The sequence below is a fragment of the Duganella sp. AC237 genome, assembly GCF_979254035.1.
The window spans coordinates 5,895,483-5,910,058 of the sequence record NZ_CEEDEW010000003.1 but is presented as its reverse complement, the minus strand read 5'-3'; the positions used below and the strand labels follow the sequence as shown (position 1 = coordinate 5,910,058).

Genomic DNA, 14,576 nt, shown 5'->3' with positions numbered 1-14,576 from the left:
CGGGATCAAGCGTGTTTGAGGCAAGTCAATGGGGGTTCCGCCGCAGGCGCAAGAATGGCGAAGGCCTGCGAGGGCGCGATCGCCAAAAGAGGCCCATGTGTCTGTCGACTTTCATCTGATCTACGAAAACACCAGCGACGCCATATTGCTGGTGCGGGACGGGCGCGTCGTCGGTGCCAATCCGGCCGCGCTGGCCATGTTCGAATGCGATGCGCCGGCGGACATGCTCGGGCAGGCGCTGGCCGACTTTTCGCCGCTGCGACAGGCCGAGGGCGTGCTGTCGGCGCCGCTGCTGTGCGAGCTGGCGGCGCGCGCCCACGGCGACGGCAACCATCGCTTCGAATGGTGCTGCGTCGGCCGCCGGGGCCGCCAGTTCTGGGCCGAGATACTGATGACGGCCGTCGCGCACGAGGACGGCGTGTTGCTGTACACGGCGATCCGCGATATTTCCGCGCGCCGCACCGAGCAGTTGACGATGTACCTGGCGCTGATGACCGACCTCGCCGACCGCCGCCGTACCGAGGCGCGCACCCGCCATCTGGCCGAGCACGATTTCCTGACCGACCTGCCGAACCGCGTGCTGCTGCTCGACCGCATGAGCCTGGCGCTGGCGGCGGCCCGGCGCAACCAGCGCATGGCCGCCATCCTGTTCCTCGACCTGGACCGCTTCAAGTACATCAACGACACGCTCGGCCACCATGTCGGCGACTTGCTGCTCAAGGAGGTGGCGGCGCGGCTGGTCAAATGCGTGCGCGGCGTGGACACGGTCAGCCGCCAGGGCGGCGACGAGTTCGTCGTCATCCTGGCCGATATCGGCAGCATCGCCCAAGCCGCGCACGTGGCGGCCACCATCCAGCAGGCCATCGCCCAGGAGTTCGTGCTCGAGCCGCACCGGCTGCACGTGAGCACGTCGATCGGCGTCAGCATCTTTCCCGACGACGGCGCCGACATCGAGACCTTGATGAAAAACGCCGACCTGGCGATGTACCACGTCAAGGAAAGCGGCCGGAACGGCTACCAGTTCTTCAGCCCGGAGATGAACGCGCAGATCGTCGAGCGCGTGGCGTTCGAGAACGAACTGCGGCGCGCGCTGACCAACCGGCAATTTATCCTGGAGTACGAGGCCGAGGTCGACATTGCCAGCGGCGAGCCGCTGGGGGCCGAGGCGCTGATACGCTGGCGCCATCCGACGTTGGGATTGCTGCGGCCCGAGCGCTTCATCGGCGTCGCCGAGGACAGCGGGCTGATGGTGCGGATCGGCGAGTGGGTGCTGGAGCAGGCCTGCCTGGCGGCGCGGCGCTGGCGCGACGCCGGCCATCCGCTGGTGGTGGGCGTGAACCTGTCGCAGACGCAGTTTTTGCAAAAGAACCTGGTCGACAAGGTGCGCGCCGCGCTGGCGGCGTCCGGCCTGCCGCCGGCGCTGCTGCAGCTGGAGCTGACCGAGGCGATGCTGATGAAGCACAGCGCGGGCGCGTCCGTCACCCTGGGCGCGCTGCGGACGCTGGGCGTGCGGCTGGCGCTGGACGATTTCGGCACCGGCTACACGCGGGTGGGGCATCTGAAGGAATATCCGCTGGATAAGGTGAAGATCGACCTGTCGTTCGTCAGCGGCATCGGCGAAGGGGAGGGGGAGGGGGAGGGGAATTCGGTCGTGCACGCGCCGGTGGTCAACGCCATCATCGCCATGGCGCACAGCCTGGGGCTGACGGTGCTGGCCGAGGGCGTGCAGACCGAGGCGCAGCTGCGCTTCCTGCGCGAACATGGCTGCGACCAGTATCAAGGGCGCTATGCGCGGGTAAGCGGAAGCCTCGACGGTTTAGGCGGTCTGCTAGATGGTTGAGGTAACCCAAAACACTTCTAAAGCACGTAGGGCGGATTAGCGCAGCGTAATCCGCCAATGCGTGCGTTTCGGCGGCGCACGCATCGGCGGATTACGGCGTACCGCCTAATCCGCCCTTGTATCTTGAACGAGTTAGTGGTTAGCTACCATTAACTGAGGTGAGGGACATCCTGTATCCGCCCTGAAGGCTCGACCTTGTCACGTAGATTAGGCCCTTCACCTCTCCTCCACACCAATTATTCGACACTGGACGGTAGCCAAGGGCAATGACCCTGTATGTACAAGGTGAGTGGGTGTGATTGATCAACTTCAAGATATTTTAGATTATGTTCTATCTCGGCATTGATGTTTCCAAAGCAAAACTAGACTGCGCCTTGCGCAACGCTGACAGCGGCAAAGTAAAGACGAAGGTAATCCCGAACACAGCTGAGGGATTCCAAAAGCTGTTGGACTGGTTGAAGAAAAACGACGCGCCGTCGCCACACATCATCATGGAGCCCACCGGGGTGTATCACGAGTTGGCCGCCTTCTTTTTTGTCGACGCCGGTCTCACTATTTCATTGGTTAATCCCGTCCAGCTTCGAAAATATGCTGGTGGAATCAACGTGAAAACCAAGACGGATAAGATGGACAGCCAGGTCCTGGCTCGCTTTGGCGCCGAGCACAAGCCCGCGCCTTGGGAACCACCGTCGGCCGCAGCACGCACCCTTAAAGCCTTGCTGGCACGACGTGACGCCGTCGCCGACGATCTGCTGCGTGAGAAGAATCGACAGGAAAAACTGGAGGCTACTGAGACGCCCCAGTTGGTTACTGAGTCGGTGGAGGGGTCAATCAAATTCATCGAGGCCGAGTTAAAGCGGCTGCAAAAATGCATCGATGACCTGATAGATAACGACCCGGACATGCGCGGTAAAAGAGAATTGTTGAACTCCATTCCAGGCGTGGGGGAACGGGTTTCGAATCACATGACTTGCCTGCTGGCCGGGCGTGACTTTAAAAGTGGGGAGCAGCTTGCCGCTTACCTTGGCCTGATTCCGGTCAGCTGGGAGTCTGGAACCTCGGTTCGCGTACCGCCACGTATGTCCAAAGCCGGGCCGGCCCATTTGAGGAAGCTGCTGTACATGCCAGCAATCGTGGCAGTAAAACGCAATCCACACATTAAGGCACTCTACGAGCGCTTGCTTGAGCGCGGCAAATCCAAAATGTCCGCCATTGGGGCTGCCATGCGCAAGCTCGCACATTTGTGCTTCGGTGTCGTCAAGACTGGACGGGCTTACGATAAAAATTTTGCCATTCAGTCTTGACGATCAAGACGGTATCTACGTGTCACCGCGTCAACGCCAGCTACATCTCGGTGGCGCGTTCGCGGCCGCGCCGCTCGTCGTACATGCGCACCCGCACCAGCACCTGGCCGTGGTCGGACGCCTCCGGCTTGGCCTGCAACAGGTGGTCGTTCAGGTACGTCACGTCCATCACCTCGCCGACCGCGAAGCGCGACGCCGGGTTGAATTCCTCCGACACCAGCACGTGGTCGATGGTCATGTAATGGCCCTCGTGGATGTTGGTGTAGCCGACGTGGCGCAGGCGGTCGCGGCCGCGCTGGATCTGGTTGCTGTCGAACAGCCGGCCACTCAATTCCTCGTCGGCCAGCCCGACGCAGCCCGAGCCCATGACGATGGTGGTGGTGACGGCGTCGGCGGTGTCGTTGAAGTCGCCCAGCACGATGCGCGGGCGGCGGCCGTCGCGGTCCATCTGGCTCAGCAGCGCGCGCAGCGCCACCGCCTCGGTGCCGCGCCGTATCAGCGAGCGCAGGTTGGCCTGCGCGTACAGCATGGCCTCGTCGCCCGGGTCGCCGTGGCGGTAGTCGGGGCGCTTGGATTTGAGGTGGATCACCAGCACGTCGATGATGCGCTGGTCCGGCAAGACCACCTGCGCGTGCAGCGGCGCGCGGGCGAAGCGGTCGGCGTCGCGGTTACCCTCGGGCATGGCGACGCCGTCGGGGAACAGCTGGTAGGCGTGGGCGGGCGCCGCCAGCGGCAGGCGCGAAATCAGCGCCACTTGCGGCGTCAGGCGCGGCTCGCCGGTGTGCGGATCGGGCGCCGGATCGAAGCCGGACAGCGACGCGTCGCGGTAGCGGCGGCTGGCGGCCAGCACGTCGCGCAGCGCCGCCATCGAGAACACTTCCTGCAACCCGATGACGTCGGCGTCGAGCTGGTCGAGCTGCTGGGCCGTCCACACCACCTTGGCCTGGTATTGGTCCGGCGTGAGCGGCGCCAAGTTGTCGTACAATTTCGCCCCAGGCTGGGAAAGATTGCAAACATTGAAAGTGGCAAAGCGAATTTCCTGCTGCATAATGAGAAACTCCTGTAGACGACAACCTTCACGAACAGCGTATCACGCATGGCCAAAAAAGAGCACATCTCCGAGACCCCGGCGACGCAGTTTCTGCGCAAGCACAAGGTCATTTTCACCGAGCATCCCTACAACTACGAGGAGCACGGCGGCACCAGCGTGTCCTCGCGCGAGCTGGGCGTGGACGAACACCACGTCGTCAAGACCCTGGTGATGCAGGACGAGACCGCCAAACCGTTGATCGTGCTGATGCACGGCGACTGCAAGGTGTCGACCAAGAACCTGGCGCGCGGCATCGGCTGCAAGTCGGTCGAGCCCTGCAAACCGGACGTGGCCACGCGCCACAGCGGCTACCAGATCGGCGGCACCTCGCCGTTCGGCACCCGCAAGGCGCTGCCGGTGTACGTCGAGGATAGCATCCTTGCGCTGGAAACCATTTATATCAATGGCGGCAGGAAGGGATATCTGGTCGGCATCGCGCCGCAAGTGCTGGTCGACCTACTGGGGGCCAAGCCGGTCCACTGCGCTCTGGCCGACTGAGCGCTGGCAGTGTATATTCTTGGGTCCCCCGTGGGGATGTCACATTTTTTGAGGAAACAATGAATACAGTTTGGATGACCGTGGCCGCTTATCTGCTCGGCTCGATCTCGTTTGCCGTGATCACGAGCAAGTTGTTCGGCATCGCCGATCCCCGCACCTACGGTTCCAAAAACCCCGGCGCCACCAATGTTTTGCGCAGCGGTAACAAGGCGGCGGCCATCGTGACCTTGATCGGCGACGGCGCCAAGGGCTGGCTGGCGGTGTGGCTGGCGATGCGTTTTGAGCAACAGTTACAGATCGGCGACGCCACCATCGCGCTGGTGGCGCTCGCGGTGTTCCTGGGCCACCTGTGGCCGGTGTTCTTCCGCTTTGTCGGCGGCAAGGGCGTGGCGACCGCGCTGGGCGTGCTGCTTGGCCTGAACCCCTGGCTGGGCCTGGCGACCTTTGTGACGTGGCTGGCGGTGGCGTTCGCGTTCCGTTACTCGTCGCTGGCGGCGCTGATCGCGGCGCTGTTCGCGCCGTTCTACTACGGCTTGCTGTTCGGCTTCGATCCGCAGCTGGCCGCCGTGTTCATCATGTGCGTGTTGTTGATTTTCCGTCATCGTAAGAATATCTCGAACTTGATCGCGGGCAAGGAAAGCCGCATCGGCAGCAAGAGCAAAGACGCCGCCAAAGCCAAAAAATAAAGTCTTCGAGGGAACGGCGCTTGAATTTGAGACGAGCGCCGCTATATGCTGACTTATCACTTTCAGCAAAGGCCCCCGCATGAGCACTCCTGTCAAAATCGATTTCGTCTCCGACGTTTCCTGTCCCTGGTGCGCGATCGGCCTCAAGTCGCTGGAACAAGCGCTGGACAATATCGGTGGCGAGGCGGACGTCAGCCTGCATTTCCAGCCGTTCGAACTCAATCCCCAGATGGCCCCCGAAGGCCAGAACATCGACGAACACCTGACCGAGAAGTACGGCTCGACGCCAGAACAGCAGGACCAGGCGCGCAGTATGATCCGCGCGCGCGGCGCCGAGGTGGGCTTCGATTTTGCCATGCACAAACGCAGCCGCATCTACAATACCTTCGACGCCCACCGCCTGCTGCATTGGGCCGAGACCGAAGGCGAGGGCAAGCAGCGCGCGCTGAAGGAGGCGCTGTTCGCCGCCTACTTCACGCTGGGCGACGACCCCAGCTCCCACGAGGTGCTGCTGCGCGTGGCCGGCGAGGTGGGGCTGGACACGGCCGTGGCCGCCGAGGTGCTGCAATCGGGCCGTTATGCCGCCGACGTGCGCGAGCGCGAGCAGTTCTTCCAGCGCCATGGCATCAACTCGGTGCCGGCCGTGATCATCAACGAACGCCATTTGATCTCGGGCGGCCAGCCGGCCGCCGTGTTTGAAAAGGCGCTGCGCGAGATCATGGCGCAACCCTAAATAATTTGCGGGTCAGCGCCGGGGCGGATGTCCGCGACTCCTGGTTTTGTTATAAAATTAACTGGCAGCATCCACTTATAATAAAATCGCGTCGCTACCCCGGGGACCCCATGTTGGCCGCAGACAACGTACACACGCTGACCACCTCCCGCCCGCCAGCCGACCAGTTCCGTCTGGCCGCGCTGCACCGCTACGACATCCTCGATACCCCCGCCTGCGAAGACTTCAGCTTCCTCACCGAGCTGGCGGCGCGCATTTGCAACGTTCCCTACGCATTCGTGTCGCTGGTCGACGCCGACCGGGTGTGGATCAAATCCTGCGCGGGCATGCACATGGGCGAGCTGCCGCGCGGCGAGAGCTACTGCTCGCTGGCGGTATTGGGCGAGGCCGCCACCGAGATTCCCGACCTGACCGAGGACTACCGCACCGCGCGGATGGCCCTGACCGTCAACGCGCCGCATATGCGCATGTACAGCAGCGTGGCGCTGACGTCGTCGGACGGTTTCGCCATCGGCACCTTGTGCGTGATGGATACCAAGCCGGGCGGCCTGGACGAGGAGCAGCGCTCGATCCTGTCGCGGCTGGGACGCCAGGTGATGGCGCTGATCGAATTGCGCGCCAGCGAACGCACCCTGGCCGACGCCGTGCGCGAGCTCGAGCTGCTGGCCACCACCGACGAGCTGACCGGCCTGCACAACCGCCGCTCGCTGCTGCAGCGGCTGCGCTTCGAGGCGGCGCGCGCCAAGCGCTTCCGCTCGCCGTTGTCGGCGGTGATGATCGACCTGGACCACTTCAAGCGCATCAACGACGAACACGGCCATTCGGTTGGCGACCAGGTGCTGGCCGGCGTCGGCCGCCTGTTGCGCGAAAGCGTGCGCGTGATCGACATCGCCGGCCGCTACGGCGGCGAGGAATTGTGCGTGATCCTGCCCAACACGCCGCTGGACGGGGCGCTCAAGTTCGCCGAGACCTTGCGCGGCAAGATCGAGGCGCAGCTGCATTACGCGGGCGCGCGGCCGCTGCCGGTCACGGCCAGCTTCGGCGTCGGCGCGTTCGACCACATGGAAATCGCCGACGCCGAGAGCCTGCTGCGCCAGGCCGACGCCGCCCTCTACCGCGCCAAGCATGCCGGACGCAACCGCGTCGAGGGCGCGGTCCTTGAACGACACTGAAAGGAATTACCTGATGCCCACTGCCACCTGGAACGGCGCCGTCATCGCGCAAGCGAGCGACGACGAAGTCGAAATCGTCGAGAACAACGTCTACTTCCCGCCATCGGCGGTCAAGTCCGAATACCTGAAGCCGAGCGACCACAGCAGCCGCTGCCCGTGGAAAGGGACGGCCAGCTATTACACCGTCAGCGTCGACGGCAAGGACAACGAAAACGCCGCCTGGTATTACTCGCAGCCGTTGGACAAGGCGGCGCAAATCAAGGACCACATCGCGTTCTGGCGCGGCGTGGACGTGCAGCGCTAGATGACGGTGTTATTGGCAGTACGGTATTTGCCGGGGTTGACTGTTCGGTCCGAGCGCGTCTAGCAAATGGATAATTTTACCCACAGCATCATCGGTTTTGGCGTTGGAGAACTGGTGCACCGCAGCTTGCCGCGCGAAGCGGATGACAGCTCGCAGCGCGTGCGGCACCGCTTGTTGCTGGTCTCGTGCGCGCTGGCCAGCAATTTTCCCGACCTGGACCTGTTCCTGACCCGGCTGCTGCCCGACCCGCTGGGCTATCTGCTGCACCATCGCGGCCATACGCATACCGTCTTGCTGGCGTTGCCGCAGGCCTTGCTGCTGGCGGCGCTGCTGTGGCTGTGCTGGCCGTCGGCGCGGGCGCTGCTCCAGTCCAGCCGCACGGCGCGCTGGGGCCTGGCGGCAAGCATCACGACAGGCTTCGCGCTGCATCTGTTGATGGACTACACCAACTCGTACGGCGTGCATCCGTGGTATCCGTTCAGCGGCCGCTGGTTCTTCGGCGACATGGTGTTCATCGTCGAACCGCTGTTCTGGGTGGCGATCGGCACGCCGATGGCGCTGATCATGCGCTGGCGCTTGGCGCGCTGGCTGGGGTTTGCCGGCTTGTTCGCGGCGCTGGTGTTCTTCGCGTCGAGGGAATATCTGGGCTGGCCGTCGGTGGCCGCGTTGCTGCTGATCGCACTGGCGTGCGGCGCGGCCCAGTGGCGGGCCGGCGCCAACGGCAGGGCCGGGCTGCTGCTGGCGCTGGGCGTCGGTATCGGCTTTATCGCGGTGCAGGGCGCCGCTTCGCAGCTGGGGCGGCGGTTGATCGTCTCGGCGCTGCATCAGGCCGATTCGTCGTCGCGCGTGCTCGACGTGGTGATGACGGCATATCCGTCGCAGCCTTTGTGCTGGAGTTATATCAGCGTGGAAAGCCACGAGGCGGCCGGTAGCTATCGCTTGCGGCGCGGAGTGGCGAGCGTCGCACCGACCTGGTTGGCGCCGCTTTCCTGTCCGGCGGCGCTGGTGGAATCGCAGTCCGCGCAGGCGTTGTCGTCGTCGGTGATGCAGTTCGAGACCAAGGACGGCAGTCTCGCCGCGCTGCGTGCGTTGAAGAACGGCAATTGCCAGGCCGACGCCTGGCTGCGTTTCGGTCGCGCGCCGTGGCTGGACCTGACCAAGGGCGAATTGTCGGATTATCGGTTTGCTTTGACGCCGCGTGGGAATTTCACCACGTTGCACATCGCGCCTGCGGCTGCCTGTCCGCAAGGCGTACCGGGTTGGGGCTATCCGCGTGAGGATTTGCTTCTACCAAAGCATTAAAATTACCACTTTTCCACGTAGGCGGATTAGGCGGAACGCCGTAATTCCGCCCTACGTGTCCCCTCGATTTCTCGGTCCCCCATCGACAATAATGGTGCGGATGCACGTTTTTAGTGCTTGCCTAGCCGTATCGTGTGGTGTCTTTGAGACAAAAATCTCTAGAATAGATCGATTAGGACAAACTTTGTCCAATCTTCTTGGCACGACAATTGCATTGCTATTGAGAAAGGAAGAAGATCGAATCTTAAGGAGGAACGTTATGAACGCAACTGAAGACAAAGCAAAATCGAATCTGTTCCATGAATCGTCGGCGGACGAGCACCGTTCGCGCAGCGAACGTATCGCCGCGCGTGGCGTGTCCCTGAGCAAGGTCAAGGGCAAATACCTGATTCCGCTGGTTGGTCTGGCCGTGCTGGCCTCGATGGCCTTCGCCCAAGGCTAAGCTGATCACACCACCTTGATCTCGTCCAAGGGCCAGCGCGGCCGTACGTTGAACGAATAATCGCGTTTGGCCGCGTCCGGGTTGATCATCAACCGCATCGCGCCCGCGAAGGCGATCATCGCGCCGTTATCGGTGCAAAACTCCAGTTCCGGGTAGTACACCTTGAACTTCTTCTTGGCGGCGGCTTCGTTCAGCGAGGCCCGCAGCTGGGAGTTGGCCCCAACCCCGCCGGCAATCACCAATCGCTTCAACCCCGTGTGCTTGAGCGCCGACACGCACTTGGCCGTCAGCACCTCGACGATCGCATCGACGAAACCGCGCGCGATGTTGGCCTTGTCCTGCTCGCAAATATTGGCGATGACCTTCTCGTCATGATTCTTCACGACCGTCAGCACCGCCGTCTTCAGGCCGGAGAAGCTGAAATTGAAATCCTTGGTGTGCAGCATCGGGCGCGGCAGCTTGTAGGCCGTCGGATCACCGAACTCGGCCAGGCGGGAGATCGCCGGTCCGCCCGGATAGCCCAGGCCCAGCAGCTTGGCCGATTTGTCGAACGCCTCGCCGGCGGCATCATCCAAAGTTTCGCCCAGCAAGGTGTACTGGCCGACGCCGTCCACCCGCATCAGTTGCGTGTGGCCGCCCGACACCAGCAGCGCGATGAACGGAAACTCCGGCGGCTGCGACGCCAGCAGCGGCGACAGCAGATGGCCTTCCAGATGGTGCACGCCCAACACCGGCTTGTCCAGCGCCAGGCCGAGGCTGCACGCGACCGACGAACCCACCAGCAACGCGCCGGCCAGGCCGGGGCCTTGCGTGTAGGCGATGGCGTCGATGTCGGCCAGCGACTTGCCGGCGCTTTCCAGGGTCTGCGTCAGCAGCGGAATGGCGCGGCGGATGTGGTCGCGCGAGGCCAGCTCCGGCACCACGCCGCCGTATTCCTCGTGCATCGTCACCTGCGAATACAGGGCGTGGGAGAGCAGTCCGTGTTGCGTGTCGTACAGCGCAAGGCCGGTTTCATCACAGGAGGATTCGACGCCGAGAACGATCATGAAAGGGCTGCAAGGTGAAAGGGTAATCCGCCATTGTAATGGAAAGCGCGCCCGTTGACCTTGCGCCGCTGCACCACTCGATGCGGGCACCGCACCGGCCGGGTGCGCGGTTTTGCCGTTCGGACAGTGTTTTACCTCGATTTAACGTATTTGCCGTGTGGCACCAGTTTTGCTTAGAGAAGGATCTGAAAGTTGACAGCCGGAGGGCGCTATGTCGGAACAATGGAAGCTGATTTGCAAAGTGAAGGATGTGCCGCTGAGCGGGGCGCGCCTTGTGCCGCGTGGACTGGCTTGGCAGGAATTGCCGGGCGTGGCGCTGTTCCGCACCGACGAGGAAAGCGTGTTCGCCGTGCTTGAGACGGTCGACGTCGAGCCGCGCGAGAGCGTTGCGCGGCGCTATTCCGTCAAGGTGGAGGATTGCAAGGTCTACCTGGACCTGGAGGAGTTGGGCGCCCCGGCCAGCAAGGCCGAGGCGGCGCTGGCCGGCTCGTTCGGCGTGGCCACCAGGGTGATGGCCTTCGGCTAGCTTAAGGGCGCTTCAGCAACTGCTGATGTGCGTCGCGCAGCATCTTTTCGGTGGTTTCCCAATCGATGCAGCCGTCGGTCACAGAGCATCCGTATTTCAGCTGGCTCAGATCGGCCGGGATCTTCTGGTTGCCGCCGACGATGTTCGATTCGATCATCACGCCCACCAGCGACTGGTTGCCCTGCACCACTTGATGGATGACGTCGCCCATCACCAGCGGTTGCAGTTCCGGCTTTTTGTAGCTGTTGGCGTGCGAGCAATCGACCACCAGGTTGGCCGGCAACTTTGCCTTGGCCAGCGCCTGCTCGGCGATCGCGATCGACACCGAATCGTAGTTCGGACGGCCGTCGCCGCCGCGCAGCACCACGTGGCCGTAGGCGTTGCCGCGCGTGCGCACGATCGATACATTGCCTTGCGCATTGATACCCAGGAACGCGTGCGGATGCGCCGACGACAGGATGGCGTTGATGGCGATGCTGATGTCGCCGTCGGTGCCGTTCTTGAAGCCGACCGGCGTCGACAGGCCCGACGACATTTCGCGGTGGGTCTGCGATTCGGTGGTGCGCGCGCCGATCGCGGTCCAGGCGATCAGGTCGCCCAGGTATTGCGGCGAGATCGGGTCCAGCGCCTCGGTCGCGGTCGGCAGGCCCAGTTCGCAGACGTCCAGCAGGAACTGGCGCGCCTTTTCCATGCCGACATTGACGCGGAACGAATCGTCCATGTCCGGATCGTTGATATAACCCTTCCAGCCGGTCGTGGTGCGCGGCTTTTCGAAATACACCCGCATCACCAGCAGCATGGTGTCGGCCACTTCGGCCTGCAGCGCCTTCAGGCGGCGGGCGTAGTCCAGGCCGGCGACCGGGTCGTGGATCGAGCACGGGCCGACGACGACGAACAGCCGCTTGTCCTGGCGGTCGATGATGTTGCGCAAGGCTTCGCGGCCCTTCATGACGGTCTCGGACGCGCTGTCGGTCAGCGGCAGCTTGGCGTGCAGGGCCTCGGGCGACGGCATTGGCGCGAACGAGGTGACGTTGATATTTTCGATGTCTGGGGAAATCATGATTGGACTGTATTTCTTTTCTGGGGGATAGATAGTGTAGCCGAATTAGCTAATACCGGTTCCGCCAGTAAGGTTTTTTCACATTTCGGCAAAATCGTTTAAGCTTGACGTCATGACGATATCGAACACTGAACCCTTCCTCGCCGCCCGACTCATCAAGGAGATCGGCCGCGGCAAAAACGGCGCCCGCAGCATGACGCGCGACGACGCCCAAGACCTCTACCAAGCCATGCTGGACGGACGCGTGTCCGACCTGGAGCTGGGCGGCATTTTGCTGTCCATGCGCATCAAGGGCGAATCGGTGGAGGAAATCGCCGGCTTCCTCGACGCGGCCGAGGGCTCGTTCGAACCGCTGACGGCGCCGCCCGGGCAGTTCGCGCCGGTGTGTATTCCAAGCTATAACGGCGCCCGCAAGATGGCCAACCTGACGCCGCTGCTGGCCATGCTGCTGGCACGCGAAGGCGTGCCGGTGCTGGTGCACGGCGTCGCGCACGACCTCGGCCGCGTCGCCAGCGCCGAGGTGTTCGAGGCGCTGGGCGTGCCATCGGTGCGGCACCGCGCCGAGGCCGAGGAGGAGATGGCCAAGGGCCACGTCGCCTTCATCACCATCGACGCGCTGGCGCCGAAGCTGGCGTATATGCTGTCGCTGCGGCGCCGGCTGGGCGTGCGCAATTCGACCCATACCCTGGTCAAGATCATGCAGCCGTTCGCCGGACCGGCGCTGCGGCTGGTGTCCTATACCCACCCGGAATACCTGGAAATGCTGGGAGAATATTTCACCACGTCGGCGCTGCACGAGCGCGGCGACGCCTTCCTGATGCGCGGCACCGAGGGCGAAACCGTGGCCAACGCCAACAAGGCGCAGCAGATCGACTGGTTCCACGGCGGCCTGCGTACGACCCTGGTGCCCAAGCAAACCCAGGTCGGCGAGCTGCCGTTGCTGCCGGAAGATAAGAGCGCGGCGGCCACCGCCGAGTGGATCGCCTCGGTGCTGCGCGGCGACGTGCCGGTGCCGCCGTCGATCGCCGAGCAGGTGGCGCAGTGCCTGCTGGTGTCGCGCACTTTGCAGTCGCGCCAGCGGGTCAGCGAGCCGATCGAGTAAATCGGCAGCGTGGGGCGGGCCGCGCGACTCGCGTACAATACCGCCCCTTATCTGATGGGAACTCAATATGGCAAAGTTTGATGTGGCAGTAATCGGCGCGGGCGCAGCCGGCATGATGTGTGCGGCGACGGCGGCCCAGCGCGGCAAGCGCGTGGTGCTGGTCGACCATGCGACCAAGCTGGCCGAGAAAATCCGCATCTCCGGCGGCGGGCGCTGCAACTTTACCAACATCAATGCCGGTCCGGCCAATTTCCTGTCCGAGAATCCCCACTTCTGCAAGAGCGCCTTGTCGCGCTACACGGCCGCCGACTTTGTCGCGCTGGTCAAGAAGCACCGTATCGGTTACCACGAGAAGCATCGCGGCCAGCTGTTCTGCGACGACTCGGCCGAACAGATCATCGACATGCTCAAGGACGAATGCGCCGCCGGCGACGTCCACTGGTGGATGCCGTGCAAGGTCGAAAGCGTCGCACAAGGCGGCGAGGGCGGCTTTATCCTGCAGACCGATAGCGGCACGATCGAAGCCGATAGCGTGGTGATCGCCACCGGCGGCCTGTCGATCCCGAAAATCGGTGCGACCGACTTCGGCTACCGCATCGCCCAGCAGTTCGAACTGCGCATGGTCGAGCCGCGCCCGGCGCTGGTGCCGCTGACCTTCGACCCGCAAGCGTGGGCACCGTTCGTTGAAATGGCCGGCATCGCGCTGGAAGTCGATGTCGAGACCGGTTCCTTCAAGGGCCGCAATCCGACCGGCGGGCGCTTCCGCGAAGACTTGCTGTTCACGCACCGTGGCCTGTCGGGTCCGGCGATCCTGCAAATTTCCAGCTACTGGACGCCGGGCACGCCGATCGTCATCAACCTGATCCCTGAACTGGACCTGGCCGCTACCTTGATCGAAGGCAAGGGCACGATCAAGAAGCAGCTGGGCAATGTGCTGTCGCAATGGCTGCCGGCGCGCCTGGCCGAAGGTTTGCTGCTGGCGCACGGTTTCGCGCTGGACGCGCGCCTGGCCGACATGCCCGACGCGCATCTGCGCAAGCTTGGCGCCGCGATCAACCAGTGGACGCTGACGCCGAACGGTTCGGAAGGCTATAAAAAGGCCGAAGTGACGCGCGGCGGCGTCGATACCCGCGAGCTGTCGCAGCAGACCATGATGGTCAACAAGGTGCCGGGCCTGTACTTCATCGGCGAGGCGGTGGACGTCACCGGCTGGCTGGGCGGCTACAATTTCCAGTGGGCGTGGGCATCGGGTGTGGCGGCGGGGCAGTCCGTCTGATATACTCGTCGTTCCTGCTGTAGCGGCGCTTGTGCAATCGTTGAAGTTATAGAAAGATTGCCTCAGGTTGTGTCACTGATGCCGCATTGTTTTTGCAGGGAAAACCACACGACGGGCCGTCCACGCGGCCTGTGGGGTTCCATTTTGCTGCAAAAGCTGCTATAGTCTCTTTCTCCCTATAACCTCAAACGGTTT

Annotated in this window: 15 protein-coding genes; 12 read left to right on the top strand and 3 right to left on the bottom strand. The window is 63.3% G+C overall.

The window, feature by feature from the left end; all coding sequences use genetic code 11:
• Nucleotides 1-97: 97 nt before the first annotated feature.
• Both AC0IYS_RS26160 and AC0IYS_RS26155 read left to right on the top strand, forming a co-directional pair.
• Nucleotides 98-1,840, top strand: coding sequence for an EAL domain-containing protein (locus tag AC0IYS_RS26160; RefSeq protein ID WP_471707914.1), 1,743 nt, complete (start codon nt 98-100; stop codon nt 1,838-1,840).
• Nucleotides 1,841-2,166: 326 nt separating this feature from the next.
• Nucleotides 2,167-3,144: an IS110 family RNA-guided transposase gene (locus AC0IYS_RS26155; protein ID WP_471707913.1), complete on the top strand. Its 978-nt coding sequence runs from the start codon at nt 2,167-2,169 to the stop codon at nt 3,142-3,144.
• A 40-nt stretch (nt 3,145-3,184) separates the two neighbouring features.
• Here AC0IYS_RS26155 and AC0IYS_RS26150 read toward each other — a convergent pair whose 3' ends face one another.
• Nucleotides 3,185-4,192 (bottom strand): endonuclease/exonuclease/phosphatase family protein, encoded by a 1,008-nt coding sequence (locus AC0IYS_RS26150; RefSeq protein WP_471707912.1) that lies wholly within the window; start codon nt 4,190-4,192, stop codon nt 3,185-3,187.
• Between the two features lie 48 nt (nt 4,193-4,240).
• Between AC0IYS_RS26150 and AC0IYS_RS26145 the strand changes: the two genes are divergently transcribed.
• The 7 genes from AC0IYS_RS26145 (at nt 4,241) to AC0IYS_RS26115 (ending at nt 9,371) form a co-directional block, all read left to right on the top strand.
• Complete coding sequence (locus AC0IYS_RS26145) at nt 4,241-4,732, top strand: aminoacyl-tRNA deacylase (RefSeq protein ID WP_471707911.1); 492 nt, start codon at nt 4,241-4,243, stop codon at nt 4,730-4,732.
• A gap of 59 nt (nt 4,733-4,791) precedes the next feature.
• Nucleotides 4,792-5,418 carry a glycerol-3-phosphate 1-O-acyltransferase PlsY gene (plsY, locus tag AC0IYS_RS26140; RefSeq protein WP_471707910.1) on the top strand — a complete coding sequence of 209 codons (627 nt, stop codon included), beginning with the start codon at nt 4,792-4,794 and terminating at the stop codon, nt 5,416-5,418.
• Between the two features lie 79 nt (nt 5,419-5,497).
• A complete protein-coding gene (locus tag AC0IYS_RS26135) occupies nt 5,498-6,151 on the top strand; it encodes a DsbA family oxidoreductase (protein ID WP_471707909.1) in 654 nt (217 codons plus the stop codon).
• A 110-nt stretch (nt 6,152-6,261) separates the two neighbouring features.
• Nucleotides 6,262-7,323: a sensor domain-containing diguanylate cyclase gene (locus AC0IYS_RS26130; protein ID WP_471707908.1), complete on the top strand. Its 1,062-nt coding sequence runs from the start codon at nt 6,262-6,264 to the stop codon at nt 7,321-7,323.
• 13 nt (nt 7,324-7,336) lie between these two features.
• The gene (locus AC0IYS_RS26125; RefSeq protein ID WP_471707907.1) at nt 7,337-7,627 is read left to right on the top strand and encodes a DUF427 domain-containing protein; all 291 of its coding nucleotides are present in this window, start codon (nt 7,337-7,339) and stop codon (nt 7,625-7,627) included.
• 66 nt (nt 7,628-7,693) lie between these two features.
• On the top strand, nt 7,694-8,929 hold the full coding sequence (locus tag AC0IYS_RS26120) for a metal-dependent hydrolase (RefSeq protein ID WP_471707906.1): 1,236 nt from the start codon (nt 7,694-7,696) through the stop codon (nt 8,927-8,929).
• A gap of 259 nt (nt 8,930-9,188) precedes the next feature.
• The gene (locus AC0IYS_RS26115) at nt 9,189-9,371 is read left to right on the top strand and encodes a hypothetical protein (protein WP_471707905.1); all 183 of its coding nucleotides are present in this window, start codon (nt 9,189-9,191) and stop codon (nt 9,369-9,371) included.
• Nucleotides 9,372-9,376: 5 nt separating this feature from the next.
• On the opposite strand, the gene tsaD is transcribed toward AC0IYS_RS26115, so the two are convergent.
• Nucleotides 9,377-10,417: a tRNA (adenosine(37)-N6)-threonylcarbamoyltransferase complex transferase subunit TsaD gene (gene tsaD / locus AC0IYS_RS26110; RefSeq protein WP_471707904.1), complete on the bottom strand. Its 1,041-nt coding sequence runs from the start codon at nt 10,415-10,417 to the stop codon at nt 9,377-9,379.
• Between the two features lie 211 nt (nt 10,418-10,628).
• Between tsaD and AC0IYS_RS26105 the strand changes: the two genes are divergently transcribed.
• On the top strand, nt 10,629-10,943 hold the full coding sequence (locus AC0IYS_RS26105; protein ID WP_471707903.1) for a Rieske (2Fe-2S) protein: 315 nt from the start codon (nt 10,629-10,631) through the stop codon (nt 10,941-10,943).
• 1 nt (nt 10,944) lies between these two features.
• Here the strand turns inward: AC0IYS_RS26105 and AC0IYS_RS26100 are convergent, their stop codons facing one another.
• Nucleotides 10,945-12,003 carry a 3-deoxy-7-phosphoheptulonate synthase gene (locus AC0IYS_RS26100; protein ID WP_471707902.1) on the bottom strand — a complete coding sequence of 353 codons (1,059 nt, stop codon included), beginning with the start codon at nt 12,001-12,003 and terminating at the stop codon, nt 10,945-10,947.
• A gap of 112 nt (nt 12,004-12,115) precedes the next feature.
• Between AC0IYS_RS26100 and ybiB the strand changes: the two genes are divergently transcribed.
• Together ybiB and AC0IYS_RS26090 are read left to right on the top strand one after the other, a co-directional pair.
• Nucleotides 12,116-13,105, top strand: coding sequence for a DNA-binding protein YbiB (gene ybiB / locus AC0IYS_RS26095; protein WP_471707901.1), 990 nt, complete (start codon nt 12,116-12,118; stop codon nt 13,103-13,105).
• Nucleotides 13,106-13,172: 67 nt separating this feature from the next.
• Nucleotides 13,173-14,381: a BaiN/RdsA family NAD(P)/FAD-dependent oxidoreductase gene (locus AC0IYS_RS26090; protein ID WP_471707900.1), complete on the top strand. Its 1,209-nt coding sequence runs from the start codon at nt 13,173-13,175 to the stop codon at nt 14,379-14,381.
• Nucleotides 14,382-14,576: the final 195 nt, after the last annotated feature.

Excerpts from the sequence above, each read along its gene's own strand:
- AC0IYS_RS26155 (WP_471707913.1), top strand. The coding sequence starts at position 2,167 with ATGTTCTATCTCGGCATTGATGTTTCCAAAGCAAAACTAGACTGCGCC.
- ybiB (WP_471707901.1), top strand. The coding sequence starts at position 12,116 with ATGACGATATCGAACACTGAACCCTTCCTCGCCGCCCGACTCATCAAG.
- tsaD (WP_471707904.1), bottom strand. The coding sequence starts at position 10,417 with ATGATCGTTCTCGGCGTCGAATCCTCCTGTGATGAAACCGGCCTTGCG.
- AC0IYS_RS26145 (WP_471707911.1), top strand. The coding sequence starts at position 4,241 with ATGGCCAAAAAAGAGCACATCTCCGAGACCCCGGCGACGCAGTTTCTG.
- AC0IYS_RS26120 (WP_471707906.1), top strand. The coding sequence starts at position 7,694 with ATGGATAATTTTACCCACAGCATCATCGGTTTTGGCGTTGGAGAACTG.
- AC0IYS_RS26150 (WP_471707912.1), bottom strand. The coding sequence starts at position 4,192 with ATGCAGCAGGAAATTCGCTTTGCCACTTTCAATGTTTGCAATCTTTCC.
- plsY (WP_471707910.1), top strand. The coding sequence starts at position 4,792 with ATGAATACAGTTTGGATGACCGTGGCCGCTTATCTGCTCGGCTCGATC.
- AC0IYS_RS26105 (WP_471707903.1), top strand. The coding sequence starts at position 10,629 with ATGTCGGAACAATGGAAGCTGATTTGCAAAGTGAAGGATGTGCCGCTG.
- AC0IYS_RS26130 (WP_471707908.1), top strand. The coding sequence starts at position 6,262 with ATGTTGGCCGCAGACAACGTACACACGCTGACCACCTCCCGCCCGCCA.
- AC0IYS_RS26090 (WP_471707900.1), top strand. The coding sequence starts at position 13,173 with ATGGCAAAGTTTGATGTGGCAGTAATCGGCGCGGGCGCAGCCGGCATG.
- AC0IYS_RS26100 (WP_471707902.1), bottom strand. The coding sequence starts at position 12,003 with ATGATTTCCCCAGACATCGAAAATATCAACGTCACCTCGTTCGCGCCA.
- AC0IYS_RS26125 (WP_471707907.1), top strand. The coding sequence starts at position 7,337 with ATGCCCACTGCCACCTGGAACGGCGCCGTCATCGCGCAAGCGAGCGAC.
- AC0IYS_RS26115 (WP_471707905.1), top strand. The coding sequence starts at position 9,189 with ATGAACGCAACTGAAGACAAAGCAAAATCGAATCTGTTCCATGAATCG.
- AC0IYS_RS26135 (WP_471707909.1), top strand. The coding sequence starts at position 5,498 with ATGAGCACTCCTGTCAAAATCGATTTCGTCTCCGACGTTTCCTGTCCC.